The sequence below is a fragment of the Amycolatopsis mongoliensis genome, assembly GCF_030285665.1.
GTDB lineage: Bacteria > Actinomycetota > Actinomycetes > Mycobacteriales > Pseudonocardiaceae > Amycolatopsis > Amycolatopsis mongoliensis.
The window spans coordinates 8,613,271-8,625,936 of sequence record NZ_CP127295.1; the positions used below are offsets into that span (position 1 = coordinate 8,613,271).

The window sequence follows — 12,666 nt, forward strand, 5'->3', positions numbered from 1 at the left end:
CCGCGGCGTCAGGACAGCGGCACCCACCAGATCAGCTCGCGCTCGCGCACCTCGGACACGCCGCCCCGGCGGGCGGCCAGCTCGGCGAGCGTGGTCAGCTCCGCCTCCGGTGTCTCGCCGAGCGGGCTGCCGCCGTCGTGGGCGAGGGCGACGCTCAGCCGCTCCGCGCCCGAGCGCACCGCCACCAGGACCGACCCGGCGCCGGTGTGCCGGGCGATCAGCCGCAGGCCCTCCCGCAGCGCCGTGACCAGCTCGTCCGCCAGCTCCTCGGACGCGATCGTGTCGAGCTTGCCCGAGAACTCCGTCGAAGCGGTGAGCCCGAACTCGGCGCCGGCCTCCGACAGCACCTCCAGCACCCGGTCGTGCACGGTCGCCGTGGCGCGGGGCAGCACGTCGTCCAGCTGGAACACCGTCTCGCGGATCTGGGTGATCACCGTGTCGAGGTCGGCGATCGCCGTCCGCACCCGGCGCGCGACCACCTCCGAGCGGGCCGCTCCGGCGGTCGTCTGCAGGGACAGGCCGATCGCGTACAGCCGCTGGACCACCTGATTGTGCAGCTCGGCCGCGATCCGGTCGCGCTCGTCGTAGAGCTCGTTGCGCTGCTGTTCGGCGCGGGCGTCGGCCAGCTCGATCGCCACCGACGCCTGGCCGGCGAACCCGGCCGCCATCTCGAGGTCGTCGGCGGTGAACCCCGGCCGGCCGATCTTCCGGGCCGCGGTCAGCACGCCGGTCACCTCACCGGCGCCGGTCAGCGGGACCACCAGCACGGCGTCGAGGTCCGTGCGCAGCGGCGCCGACACCTCCTGCCGGGACTGCCGGTCGATCCACGACCCCACCACCGGGGCCCCGCTGGTGAACACCTGCCCGGACATCGTGCCCTCGACGTCGATGACACGCCCCTCCAGCTCGGCCGCGCCGTCGCCGACGGCGACCTCGATCCGGAGCCCGTCGCCGTCCGGGCGCAGCACGGTGACCAGATCGGCGTCGGCGAGGTCGCGGGTGTGCGCGGCGATCAGCGCCAGCGGGCGGCCCGAGCGGGTCGAGAGCAGTTCGCGCATGATCGCCGTCGACGCCGCCAGCCACTCCTGCTGCTTGCGCGCGGTTTCGTAGAGCCTCGCGTTGTCGATGGCCTGCCCGGCGGTCGCGGCCAGGGCGAGCGCGAGCTGCTCGTCCTCCGCGGTGAACTCGCCGTGCCGGCACTCGGTGAGGTAGAGGTTGCCGAACACCACCCCGCGCACGCGGATCGGCACGCCCAGGAAGCTGCCCATCGGCGGGTGCTCGTCGGGGAAGCCGGACGAGCGGGGGTCGTCGCCGATGTTCGCCAGCCGGATCGGGCGCGGGTCCTCCACGACGGCTCCGAGCAGCCCTTTGCCCTCCGGCAGCCGCCCGACCCTGGCCACCGTCTCGGCGTCCATGCCGACGTGGACGAACTCGGCGAGCTGGCCGTCCGGCCCGATCACGCCGAGCGCCGCGTACCGGGCGCCCAGCAGCTCTCTCGCCGCCTCGACGATCCGGCGCAGCAGCGTCGGCAGCGCGAGGTCGCCGGTCACCATCTGGCTCGCGTGCAGCAGGCCGCGCAGCCGGCCCTGGGTGCCCATCACCTCCTGGGCCCGCTCGACGAGCTGCCCCAGCAACTGGTCCAGTTCCATGCGTGGAAGATCGGGGAACGTCAGCCGTTCCGCCTCTCCACGCTCACGATCTCCACCCGCCCGGCTCACATCGACCACTCCCGGTTCGCCCGCCGGACGCCCCCGGCGGTACCCGGGGACCAGTTTCCCTCCCCTTGGCGGGTGATGGTCAAGTCGATATGCGAGCCGATTCCGTGAATTTTTCACGGAAGCCGGCGCTCAGGAGATTTTGCAGACGGCGTACCAGGTCCGGCGGCCCAGGCGCTGGACCGCCAGCAGGAGGTGCTCGGCCCGGCGGTACAGCTCCCGCAGCCGCATCTCACGCCGCGGGTCCGGCTCGGTCTCCAGCCCCGCGATCGCCCGCCGGTAGGCGTGTTCCGCCACGTCCAAAGAGGACACCGCAGCGTCGGCACGACCCGCGGCGTCGGTGCTCGGCAACAGGTCCAGCGCAGCGTGCAGCATGTCGAACGCGGCGACCGCGGTCAGCACCATGGCGCGCAGGTGGTCGTCCGGCGGCGTGCGGGACAGGTCCGACTCGCGAACCAGCATGTACGCCGCGTCCGCGATTTCGCCGAGCCGTTCGGCCAGTTCGAAGACGTCTTCGGCCTCGATGGGCGTGCTGAACGCCTCGCGGACCGCCACGAGCACCTCGCGCCGCTCCGCCGCCTGGACCAGCAGCGGGGTGTGCAGCTCGCCGCCCACCGGCTCGCCCCGGACCCAGCCGGCCAGGGTGGTCAGCACCTCGGAGACCGTGTCGGCCTGGTCCCGGAGGCGCCCGAGGACGTCCGGGTTGTGCGGCAGGAACCAGGTCTTGGGCAGCTTCACGCGAACCACCTCCACAGCGGGAGCGCGGCGGCCCCCAGCACGGCACACGCCGGCAGGGTGACCAGCCACGCGGAACAGATCTCGCCCACCACCGCCCACCGCACGTGGTGGGCGTGGCGGCTCGCGCCCGCACCGACCACCGACGCGGCGACGACGTGGGTCGTGCTGACCGGGGCACCGGCGGCGGCCGCGGCGAGGATGACCGCGGCCGAGCTGCCCTGGCTCGCCAGGCCGTCGACGGGGCGCATCCGGTAGATGCCGCGGCCGACGGTCTTCACCACCCGCCAGCCGCCGGACGCGGTGCCGAGCGTCAGGGCCGCCGCCGCGGCGAGCTTCACCCACAGCGGGACGGCGAAGGCGCCGAGGTGCCCGGTGGCCACCAGCAGCAGGGTGATGACGCCCATCGACTTCTGGGCGTCGTTGGCGCCGTGGCTGAACGCCAGCGCACCGGCGCTCACCCACTCGGCACGCCGGAGCGCGACGTCCGCCCGGCGGCGCGCGCGGCGCAGGGCCCGGCGGGCGAGGCGGTCGGCGGCCGCGCCCAGCCCGGCGCCGAGCACCGGGGAAAGGGCGAGACCCACCAGCACCCCGAGCACCCCCGCGACGTGGAAGCCGTCGACGCCGCCCCAGCGGATCCCGGCCAGGCCGGTCGACACGAAGCACGCCCCGACCAGGCCGCCGACCAGCGCGTGCGAGGAACTGGAGGGCAGCCCGCGCCACCAGGTCAGCAGGTTCCAGGCGATGCCCGCGGTGACGGCGGCGCCGACCGCGGGCAGGACGTCCGCCGCGGGCAGCCGGACCACCCCGCCGACCGTGTCGGCGACGGTGGTGCCGGCCAGCAGCGGGCCGGCGACGTGGCACACCGCCGCCAGCAGCAGGGCGGCGCCGGGGGTGGCCGCGCGGGTGGCGACCAGCGCGGCCACCGAGTTCGCGGAGTCGTGGAACCCGTTGGTGAAGTCGAAGACCAGGGTGATCGTGACCGCCACGGTCAGCGCGACCGCGGCGGTCACGGCTCAGCCCTCCCAGGTCCAGTCGCGGATCTCGGGCAGGTCTTCGCCGTGGACCCGGATCCAGCGCCGGTGCCGGCCCTGGGCCTCGGTCATCCGCTGCCGCAGCACGCCGGCCGTCGCGACCAGGCCCGGCACCCGGTCGATCACGTCGATCACCAGCTGGAACCGGTCCATGTGGTTGAGCACCAGCATGTCGAACGGCGTGGTCGTGGTGCCGTGCTCGGTGTAGCCGCGCACGTGCATCCCCGCGTGGTTCGACCGGCGGTAGGCCAGCCGGTGGATCAGCCACGGGTAGCCGTGGTAGGCGAAGATCACCGGCCGGTCCGGCGTGAACAGGGCGTCGAACTCCCGATCACCGAGCCCGTGCGGGTGCTCGGCTTCCGGCTGCAGGCGCATCAGGTCGACGACGTTCACCACCCGCACCGCCAGCTCCGGCAGTTCTTCCCGCAGGATCTTCGCCGCCGCCAGCACTTCCAGCGTCGGGGCGTCGCCCGCGCAGCCCAGGACGACGTCCGGCTCCCGGTCGGTGTGCGTGCTGGCCCACTCCCAGATGCTCACGCCCCGGGCGCAGTGCAGCGCGGCCTGTTCGGCGTCGAGCCAGTTCGGGCTGTCGTTCTTGCCCGCCACGACGACGTTCACGTAGTCCCGGCTGCGCAGGCAGTGCGCCGCGACCTCGAGCAGGGTGTTCGTGTCCGGCGGGAAGTAGATCCGCACGACCTCCGAGCTCTTGTTGGCGATGTGGTCGACGAACCCCGGGTCCTGGTGCGAGAAGCCGTTGTGGTCCTGGCGCCACACGTGCGAGGTCAGCAGGTAGTTCAGCGACGCCACCGGGCGCCGCCACGGGATCTGCCGGTGCACGCGCAGCCACTTGATGTGCTGGTTCACCATCGAGTCGACGATGTGCACGAACGCCTCGTAGCAGTTGAACAGCCCGTGGCGCCCGGTCAGCAGGTAGCCCTCCAGCCAGCCCTGGCACAGGTGCTCCGAGAGCACCTCGAGCACGCGGCCGTCCGGGGACAGGTGCTCGTCGACCGGTTCGACCGCGGCCTGCCACTGCTTGCCGGTGACGTCGTAGACCGCGTCGAGCCGGTTGGACGCCGTCTCGTCGGGACCGAACAGGCGGAAGTTCGCCCGGTCGGCGTTGAGCGCGAAGACGTCGCGCAGGAAGCGGCCCAGCGCCCGGGTCGGCTCCGCCAGGGTCGCGCCCGGGGCCGGGACGCCGACGGCGTGGGCCGCGGTCTCCGGCAGTGTCAGCGGGCGCAGCAGGATGCCGCCGTTGGCGTTCGGGTTCGCGCCCATCCGGCGCTCCCCCGCCGGGATCAGCGCCGTGACGTCCGCGACCGGGCGGCCGTGGTCGTCGAACAGCTCCTCCGGCCGGTAGGAAAGCAGCCACTGCTCCAGCTGCCGCAGGTGGTCCGGGTTGTGCCGGACCTCGGCCAGCGGCACCTGGTGCGAGCGCCAGGTGCCCTCGACCGGCAGACCGTCCACCACGGACGGACCGGTCCAGCCCTTGGGGCTGCGCAGCACGATCATCGGCCACGCCGGCCGGTCGTGGTGGCGGCGGATCACCGCGAGGTCGGCGACCGCCGAGTCGAGCGCGGCGGCCATCGCCTGGTGCATCGTCTCCGGGTCGCTGCCTTCGACGTAGATCGGCTCGTAGCCGTACCCGCGCAGCAACGCGTCCAGCTCGGCCGGTGCGATGCGGGACAGGACCGTCGGGTTGGCGATCTTGTAGCCGTTGAGGTGCAGGATCGGCAGGACCGCGCCGTCGCGGACCGGGTCGAGGAACTTGTTGGCGTGCCAGGACGTGGCCAGGGGGCCGGTCTCGGCCTCGCCGTCCCCGATCACGCAAGCGACCAGGAGACCCGGGTTGTCGAACGCCGCCCCGTAGGCGTGCGCGAGCGAGTAGCCGAGCTCGCCGCCTTCGTGGATCGAGCCGGGGACCTGCGGGGCGACGTGGCTGGGCACGCCGCCGGGGAACGAGAACTGCTTGAACAGCTCCCGCATGCCGTCGGCGTCCTGCGTGACCTCGGGCCACGCTTCGGTGTAGCTGCCTTCGAGCCACGTGTTGGCCAGCAGCGCCGGGCCGCCGTGGCCCGGGCCGGTGACGAACATGGCGTTCAGGTCGTGGGTCAGGATGGCCCGGTTGAGGTGGGCGTAGACGAAGTTGAGGCCGGGTGAGGTCCCCCAGTGCCCGAGCAGCCTCGGCTTGACGTGCTCGGGGCGCAGCGGTTCGTGCAGCAGCGGGTTCGCCATCAGGTAGATCTGGCCGGCCGCGAGGTAGTTCGCGGCCCGCCAGAGAGCGTCCACCTGGGCGAGCTCGGTGCTGCCGAGCACCGCGGGCCGGGCGTCGAGCGCGGTCACTTCTTCCGCTCCGGGCGGACGACCAGCACCGGGCACTGGGCGTGCTGGACCAGCGCCTGGCTGGTCGAGCCGAGGAGCATCCCGGTGAAGCCGCCACGGCCGTGGCTGCCGACGACGACCAGCTGCGCGGTCTCGCTCTCCTTGAGCAGGACGTGCCGTGGCCGGTCGCGGACCAGCTTCCGGCTGATCTCGACGTCGGGGTACTTCTCCTGCCAGCCCGCCAGCCGCTCGACGAGCAGCCGCTGCTCGCCCTCTTCCAGGGTCTCCGGCTGGGTCAGGATGCGGGCCGTGCCGCGCGTGTCCTCGTAGGTGATGTCGTTCCAGGCGTGCACCGCGACCAGCGGGGCGCCGCGCAGCGAAGCCTCCTCGAACGCGATCGCCAGCGCCTGCTCGCTGTTCGGGCTGCCGTCGATGCCGACCACGACCGGGCCGGAGTCCGGCACGGCGGTCGAATCGTGCCGGCCGCGGACGATCGCCACCGGGCAGTGGGCGTGGCTCGCGACCGTGGCCGCGGTGCCGCCCACCAGCATCCCGGTGAAGCCCCCGGTCCCGGTCCGGCCCACGACGAGCAGCCGGGCGTGCCGCGACTCGTCGATCAGCATCGGCACGGGCGGTTCGTTCGGCAGCTCCGACCCGATCACGAGGTCCTTGTCGACGGACGCGGCGAGGCTCCGGGCGTCGGCGACGACCCGCTCGCCGTCGGCCCTGATGGCGTCGAACAGCGCTTCGGCACTGGCGCCGGGCAGGCCGCCGCCGTAGTACAGGCCGGTCAGCTGCAGCCCGTGCACGATCCTGAGTTCCAGGTGGCGCAGGGAAGCGATCTTCGCCGCCCAGGCGACGGCGGCGGTCGAGCCCGCCGAGCCGTCCACGCCGACGGTGATCCTCGGTTCGGTGGTGCTCATCGGTTCTGCTCCTCACCCGCGTAGGCGGCTTCGGCGGCGACGACGCCGGGCACGGCGAGTGCCAGCAGCTTGGCGACGTGCCGGTCGGTGTCGTCGTCGTACTGGTCGACGATGTGGACGTAGCCGTCGCGGACGGCGATCTTCCAGCGGCCGCTGCCGCCGTAGATCTCCAGCCGGTGCTTGACGTCCCGGGCGATGTCGGTGTCGTCCCGCGCGAGCACGCGGACGACGTCGCCGCGGGTGACGATGCCGACGACGGTCGAGCCGTCGACGATCGGCATCGCCCGGATCCGGGCGTCCACCAGCGCCTGGCACAGGTCGGCGATGTCGGTGCCGGTGCTCATGGCGGTGACGGGGCTGGTCATCACGTCCTGGACCGCCCGGCCCGCGACGGTGGCTTCGTGGTGCTCGTGGGCGTGCCGGGGGTCCACCGGGACCCGGCCGCGGATCAGGTCGGCTTCGGTGACGATGCCGATCAGCTCGTCGTCGTCGTCGACCACGGGAAGGGCGGTGAAGCCGTGCATCGACAGCAGCTCGGCCGCCTCCTTGGCGGACGTCCACGGGTGCACGGTGATCACCGGCGAGGTCATCAGGTCGCGTGCGCGCATCGGATGTTCCTTTCGTGTCGCCTCCCAACCTAGGAAGGCGGGACCCGGGTCACCGCTGGCGTCGGTCACCGGTCGCGGGGACTTACGTCCCTTCGCGGACTCACGTCCACAAAGGACGAAGGTCCTTCCGCAGCGCGTGCCAGGCCCCCGGCAGGGCCTCGGCGCAGTGGGCGGCCGCGGCGGCCTCGCCGTCGTGGACCGGGCCTTCCCGGACGCCCAGCTCGCGCAGGTGCGCCTGGGCGACGACCGCGTCCTGGAACTCGCCGAGCAGGTCCTGGAACTCGTGCAACGCGACCTTCGCGCCGGCGGCCTCCAGCGCGTACCGCAGGCGCTTGGCGGCCTTCCGCACGTCGTGGACGGCGCGGTCGCGGTCCGGCCCGGCGGGCAGCGCGGCCACCCGGGCCACCCGGCCGTCGACCTCCGCGGCCACGACGTGGGCCAGGCGGGGCAGCACCTTCGCGGCGGGACGACGGGCCGCCTTGCCCCACCGGTACCGCGGCTCTTCGCTCAGCACCAGTTCGAGCACGTCCAGCGCGTTCAGCAGCTGCACGTAGCGACGGCTGTCGAGCGCGCGCAGCGCCCGGGTTTCGGCTTCCTCCGCGAGAGCCGCGAAGTAGGCGTCCGAAGGCTCGTCCGCCCACGGGCGCGAGCGCGCCCATTGGACCTCGGTGTCGCGGGCCGGGGCGAGTTCGCCGCCGAGCCAGCGCAACGCGCCACTGACCTCCCGCAGGAGCTTGCGCCCGCCCAGCACCTTCGCGTACGCGGAGAAAACGCCCCGCAGCCGTCGCGCGGCCACGCGCATCCGGTGCACGGCGTCGGGCCGGCCCTGCCGGACGGCCAGGTCGGCGGCGGCCAGCGCGGCCAGTTGCGCGCGGACGTACGCCAGGACCACGGCGCGAGCCGAGCCGTCGGGCGGCCGCGGCGGCGCGGCGATCCGGCTCCCCAGCGCCGCGCGCAGCTCGGCGACGCCACCGCCGTCGAGGTTCGCGACCGGCACCAGCTCGTCGTCGCGGGTGTAGGCCCGCACCAGCCCGGACAGGGCCGGCGGCACACTGGACTCCGATCCGGAGTGGCACACCGGCCCGTCCGGGGTGTCGAGCCGCCACCGGCCGGACCGGACGCTCAACGCCAGGCCGTTTCGGAGCAGGCGCAGGCCGTCCGTGTCGAAGAACACGGTGTCCGCGATCGTCGTGGTCATGGCTCCGCCAGCCGGTGCCGGGCAAGCAGCGCGAGCCCGAACAGCACGACCACGAGCCCCGCGGTCACCCACTGGACCGGGACGCGCACGCCGATCAGCCCGAACTGGATCGCCAGCCAGCCGGTGAGCACCGCGCAGGCGGCCAGCGCGGCACCCGGCGCGCGGAAGTCGGCCCGCCAGGCGAACACCGACGCCCAGGCCAGCGTCCCGCCGACGACGAGCACGAGCGCGATCCCGGGCAGCACCCAGCTGGTCAGGCCGAGCGGCGCCAGCCACTCCACCGGCATCGTGAACCCCGGCGCCCCGGCGATCAGCGAGATCCCGCCGTACAGCGCGCTCACGGCGAACAACGTCTCGAACGCGGCCAGCAGGCGCATCGTGGCGCGGGTCCGCAGGGTGGTCACGCCCCGCTCCCGGTCCGCTGGGGCCGCACGACCGCCACCGGGCACGGCGAGTGCGCGATCAGCGCCTGGCTCGTCGAGCCGAGCAGCATGCCGGTGAACCCGCCACGGCCACGGCAGCCGACCACGATCAGCTGGGCGTGCTCGCCGCGTTCCAGCAGCGTCCGCACGGGCCGCCCGCGCGTCACCTCGATGTCGATCGCCACGTCCGGGTACTTCACCTGCCAGCCGGAGACCTGCTGGGCGAGCTTGTCCCGTTCCTCCTTCTCGATCTCCGCCGGGTCCTCCTGCATCGGGTGCGGCCGGAGCATGCCGTCGGCGAGGACGTCGCTCCAGGTGTGCACCGCGACGAGCCCGGTGCCGCGCAGTCGCGCTTCCTCGCAGGCGAACGCCAGTGCGGCGTCGCTGTCGGGCGAGCCGTCGGCACCGACGACCACCGGCCCGGTGACCGGCGGCGGGTCGTGCGGGGTGCGGCCGCGGACCACGACGATCGGGCAGTGCGCGTGCGCCGCCACCGAAACGGCGGTGGAGCCGACGAGCAGGCCGGTGAACCCGCCGAGCCCGCGCGAGCCCAGCACGATCAATTCGGCGTGCCGCGACTCCTGGGTCAGCGCGGTGACCGGGCTCCATTCCCGGGCGGCGGTGGTGATGTCCAGGCCGGGGTGCTCGGCCAGGACCGCGTTCCGCGCCTCGGCGAGCCAGGCTTCGGCCCGCTCGGCCAGCCCGGCCCGGACCTGTTCCTGGGTGCCGAACGCGACCGGGGCCTTCACCTGCGGCAGGGCGTAGACCTGCACCAGGCGCAGCGGGCGGTCGCGGCGGCGGGCCTCGGCGCCGGCCCAGACCGCGGCCGCCACCGCCGAGGACGAGCCGTCGACCCCGGCGACGATCGCGCCCTCAAGGAAGCCGGGCATGGCTGTCCTCCTCGTGGATGGTCCGCTGGACCCGGCCGAAGCGGGTGCGGGCCCGCTCTTCTTCGGCCTGCTCCTCGTCGGCGGTCAGCACGACCGCGTCGGGGCCGGGGAAGACCGTCGACACGTGGTCGTCGGCCGTCCAGCGGACGACGTACGGGGGCGTGCCGTCGGCCGAGTGGACCTCGATGATCCGGCCCCGCTGCTCGGGTGCGTCGACCCGGATACCCTTGATGACGAGCCAATCGCCCGGCTTCGCGTGCATGGTCTTCCCTTTCTCACGTATCCACAGTGGACGGTTCAGGGGCGGACGGAGCGCCCGGCCGCCGCGAGGCGCGGTTGGCGGCGACCCCGATCAGGAGGGCGCCCGCGGCCAGCGCCACGACGCCGGCGACCAGCAGGCCGAAGGCGATCCAGCCGAGCGCCGGCGCGGTCGCCCCGGCTTCGGCACGCACGGAGACCCCGCGCGAGCCGTCGGCGTTCATCACGACCGCGGTCCACTGCCCGTCGAGCACCGGCCAGCCGATGCTCTGGGTACCCGCGCCGGACGCGTTCGCGACCCAGATCCCGGCGTCGCCGGGCGGGACGGCCGGGGCGCCGCCCGGGTGGATCCGGTCGCCGGTGCGGCGATCGGCACCGCCGAGCGTCGTGTACTCGGTGCCGGCCAGGTACTGCGCGACGGCGTCGGAGCGGCCGATGCCCACGAAGACCGGGCGGCCGTCCACGCTCGTGGCCCGGACCCGGACGTCGCCGACGACCGCCGTGAAGTTCGGCGCTCCGGCGAGCCCCTGCACCTGCACCGGATCCGTCGCGACGGCGTAGCCGCTCGCGACGACGGTGGTCGACGCGCTCAGGTAGCCGTCGGCGTCCCGCTGGGTGCGGTCGGCCCACAGCAGTGCGCCGCCGCCGGTCAGCAGCCCCATCGCGCCGAGCACCAGCACGGCCCCGGACACCACGGCGACGATCCGCCCGGCGGTCCAGCTCCCGGTCGGGACCGGGTGGGGCTGCGCGTGGGGTTGCGGGTGCGGCGGTTCGTGGCCGGCCTCGGCGCCGCCCATGTCGAGGCGGAACGGCGGGTACTCGTCGGTCATCAGCGACACGTAGGCCGCGACCCGCAGCACCCAGCGGTCCATGCCGAGCACGAAGTCGAAGATCGGCCGCGGGTAGCGGCCGGTGACCAGCAGCACCACCCCGGCGACCAGGACCAGCACGCCCACCAGCCCACCGGCCGCCCAGTTGAAGGTGTCGTCACCACCGCCCGCGCGCAACACCAGCCAGCTGCCGCCGCCCACGAACAGGCCCACGACGATGAAGTGCGGGATGGCCAGCAGCCACCACTTCACCAGCACCAGCCCGCGCGAAAGCTTTTCGGGGTAGGCGATTTCGAGCCGGGCCGGGTAGTCCGGGACGTCGGCGAAGGTGAACGGCGGGTACCGGTCGGTGCCGAGCGCGGCGTAGGAGTAGTACTGCACCCGCCAGCTCCAGCGCAGCACGCCGGAGGTGAACTCGAAGAGCGGGCGCGGGTAGCGGCCGGTCACCAGGATGGCGAAGAACGCGGCGATCGTGACGAACGGGTAGGCGAACCACAGGAACGCCAGGACGAGGTAGTGCGGCACCGCCAGGATCCACTTGACCAGCCACAGCCAGCGCGAGAGCGGCTCGTCGAGGGTCGCTTCGACCCGGACGGGGTAGGTCCTCGGGGTGGTCATGACGCGCTCCTCACGACTTGGGCCAGTGTCGAACCGATGTCCCGGCCCCACGCGCGGATCGAGGGCCAGTCCCGGTTGTCGCCGTCCGCGACGCGCAGAGCCGTCACGACGGCGCGTTCCGGGAAGTGCAGTGCGTGCCGGTCGATCTTCCCGCCGAACAGCCGGTGCCCGCGGGCCCCGAGCCGCCGGACCAGGTCCTCGACCACGACCGGCGCTTCGGCCGGCTTGTGCTGCTCACCGATCGGACCGCTGGAGAAGAGCCAGACCGGCACCCGGCGGAGTTCGTCCGAAAAGGACTCGGCGAGCTTGCGCGCCGGTTCCAGCCAGTGTCCCATGTAGACAGCACTGCCGATGATCACGGCGTCGAAGCCCTCGACCGAGTGGACGAGGCCGGCGTCGCGGACCTCGACCAGCGACGCCGCCCCGGCCTCGGTCAGCGCGGAGCCGACCGCGTTGGCGACGTTCTCGGCGATCTCCCTGGTGGCGCCGTGGCGGGTGGCCACCGCGACGAGGACCTTCATGTCGTCACCGTCGCTTCTTCCCAGAGCTCCACGCCGACGACGCCGTAGACGGTCTTCGCCAGTGCGGTCACCACGCGCCGCTCGGCCTCGTCGGTGAAGGCGCCGCGGATGGTCACCATGCCGCCCGTGACGGAGATCGTCCAGCGGTCGCGGTGACCGGCGTAGTCGGTCAGCAGCGCGTTGAGGTGCGAAGCGATCGAATCGTCCTGGCGCACCAGCGGGCTGAGCATGTCGCGGCGGCTGACGATGCCGACGAGCACGCCGTCGTCGACCACCGGGACGCTGCGCAGGCGGTCGCCCAGCATCCGCCGGGCGATCTCGGTGACGTCGGTGTCGAGGCCGACGGTCTTGGCCGGCGTGGTCATCACCGAGCCCACGAGCACGTGCGGCGCCGGGCCTTCCCCGGCGACGCCGCTGCGGAGCGCGTCGGCCTCGGTGAACATGCCGAGCACGGCGTCCTCGGCCCCCACCACCGGCAGGGCGGCGACGCAGTGCTCGGTGAGCATCACGATGGCTTCGCGGACCGGCGTTCCCGGGCCGACCCGCACGACCGGCCTCGTCATGATGTCGCGTGCCTTCATGGCGGTTCCTC

The 12,666-nt window shown here is 73.5% G+C and carries 13 protein-coding genes; all 13 read right to left on the reverse strand.

Annotated elements, in window-relative coordinates; genetic code table 11:
• Positions 1 to 8 precede the first annotated feature (8 nt).
• A complete protein-coding gene (locus QRX60_RS41330) occupies positions 9 to 1,649 on the reverse strand; it encodes a GAF domain-containing protein (protein ID WP_285996904.1) in 1,641 nt (546 codons plus the stop codon).
• Between the two features lie 198 nt (positions 1,650 to 1,847).
• The gene (locus tag QRX60_RS41335) at positions 1,848 to 2,453 is read right to left on the reverse strand and encodes a DUF47 domain-containing protein (RefSeq protein ID WP_285996905.1); all 606 of its coding nucleotides are present in this window, start codon (positions 2,451 to 2,453) and stop codon (positions 1,848 to 1,850) included.
• Complete coding sequence (locus QRX60_RS41340) at positions 2,450 to 3,463, reverse strand: inorganic phosphate transporter (protein WP_285996906.1); 1,014 nt, start codon at positions 3,461 to 3,463, stop codon at positions 2,450 to 2,452. Before QRX60_RS41340 ends, QRX60_RS41335 begins: the two co-directional genes overlap by 4 nt.
• Positions 3,464 to 3,466: 3 nt before the next feature.
• On the reverse strand, positions 3,467 to 5,827 hold the full coding sequence (locus QRX60_RS41345) for a phosphoketolase family protein (protein WP_285996907.1): 2,361 nt from the start codon (positions 5,825 to 5,827) through the stop codon (positions 3,467 to 3,469).
• Positions 5,824 to 6,729 (reverse strand): universal stress protein, encoded by a 906-nt coding sequence (locus QRX60_RS41350; RefSeq protein WP_285996908.1) that lies wholly within the window; start codon positions 6,727 to 6,729, stop codon positions 5,824 to 5,826. Before QRX60_RS41350 ends, QRX60_RS41345 begins: the two co-directional genes overlap by 4 nt.
• A complete protein-coding gene (locus tag QRX60_RS41355) occupies positions 6,726 to 7,337 on the reverse strand; it encodes a CBS domain-containing protein (protein WP_285996909.1) in 612 nt (203 codons plus the stop codon). Before QRX60_RS41355 ends, QRX60_RS41350 begins: the two co-directional genes overlap by 4 nt.
• 100 nt (positions 7,338 to 7,437) lie before the next feature.
• Positions 7,438 to 8,535, reverse strand: a complete 1,098-nt coding sequence (locus QRX60_RS41360; protein ID WP_285996910.1) for a CHAD domain-containing protein — start codon at positions 8,533 to 8,535, stop codon at positions 7,438 to 7,440.
• Entirely contained in the window at positions 8,532 to 8,939 is a 408-nt protein-coding gene (locus QRX60_RS41365) for a hypothetical protein (protein WP_285996911.1), read from the reverse strand. Before QRX60_RS41365 ends, QRX60_RS41360 begins: the two co-directional genes overlap by 4 nt.
• Complete coding sequence (locus QRX60_RS41370) at positions 8,936 to 9,847, reverse strand: universal stress protein (RefSeq protein WP_285996912.1); 912 nt, start codon at positions 9,845 to 9,847, stop codon at positions 8,936 to 8,938. Before QRX60_RS41370 ends, QRX60_RS41365 begins: the two co-directional genes overlap by 4 nt.
• Positions 9,831 to 10,109 (reverse strand): DUF1918 domain-containing protein, encoded by a 279-nt coding sequence (locus tag QRX60_RS41375; RefSeq protein WP_285996913.1) that lies wholly within the window; start codon positions 10,107 to 10,109, stop codon positions 9,831 to 9,833. The genes QRX60_RS41370 and QRX60_RS41375 overlap by 17 nt, the downstream gene beginning before the upstream one ends.
• A gap of 13 nt (positions 10,110 to 10,122) precedes the next feature.
• Positions 10,123 to 11,553, reverse strand: coding sequence for a DUF4389 domain-containing protein (locus QRX60_RS41380; RefSeq protein WP_285996914.1), 1,431 nt, complete (start codon positions 11,551 to 11,553; stop codon positions 10,123 to 10,125).
• The gene (locus tag QRX60_RS41385) at positions 11,550 to 12,074 is read right to left on the reverse strand and encodes a flavodoxin domain-containing protein (protein ID WP_285996915.1); all 525 of its coding nucleotides are present in this window, start codon (positions 12,072 to 12,074) and stop codon (positions 11,550 to 11,552) included. Before QRX60_RS41385 ends, QRX60_RS41380 begins: the two co-directional genes overlap by 4 nt.
• Positions 12,071 to 12,655 (reverse strand): CBS domain-containing protein, encoded by a 585-nt coding sequence (locus QRX60_RS41390; protein WP_285996916.1) that lies wholly within the window; start codon positions 12,653 to 12,655, stop codon positions 12,071 to 12,073. The genes QRX60_RS41385 and QRX60_RS41390 overlap by 4 nt, the downstream gene beginning before the upstream one ends.
• Positions 12,656 to 12,666: the final 11 nt, after the last annotated feature.

Coding starts and splice junctions, on each gene's coding strand:
- QRX60_RS41370 (WP_285996912.1), bottom strand. CDS start 9,847: ATGCCCGGCTTCCTTGAGGGCGCGATCGTCGCCGGGGTCGACGGCTCG.
- QRX60_RS41380 (WP_285996914.1), bottom strand. CDS start 11,553: ATGACCACCCCGAGGACCTACCCCGTCCGGGTCGAAGCGACCCTCGAC.
- QRX60_RS41350 (WP_285996908.1), bottom strand. CDS start 6,729: ATGAGCACCACCGAACCGAGGATCACCGTCGGCGTGGACGGCTCGGCG.
- QRX60_RS41360 (WP_285996910.1), bottom strand. CDS start 8,535: ATGACCACGACGATCGCGGACACCGTGTTCTTCGACACGGACGGCCTG.
- QRX60_RS41375 (WP_285996913.1), bottom strand. CDS start 10,109: ATGCACGCGAAGCCGGGCGATTGGCTCGTCATCAAGGGTATCCGGGTC.
- QRX60_RS41385 (WP_285996915.1), bottom strand. CDS start 12,074: ATGAAGGTCCTCGTCGCGGTGGCCACCCGCCACGGCGCCACCAGGGAG.
- QRX60_RS41355 (WP_285996909.1), bottom strand. CDS start 7,337: ATGCGCGCACGCGACCTGATGACCTCGCCGGTGATCACCGTGCACCCG.
- QRX60_RS41390 (WP_285996916.1), bottom strand. CDS start 12,655: ATGAAGGCACGCGACATCATGACGAGGCCGGTCGTGCGGGTCGGCCCG.
- QRX60_RS41330 (WP_285996904.1), bottom strand. CDS start 1,649: ATGGAACTGGACCAGTTGCTGGGGCAGCTCGTCGAGCGGGCCCAGGAG.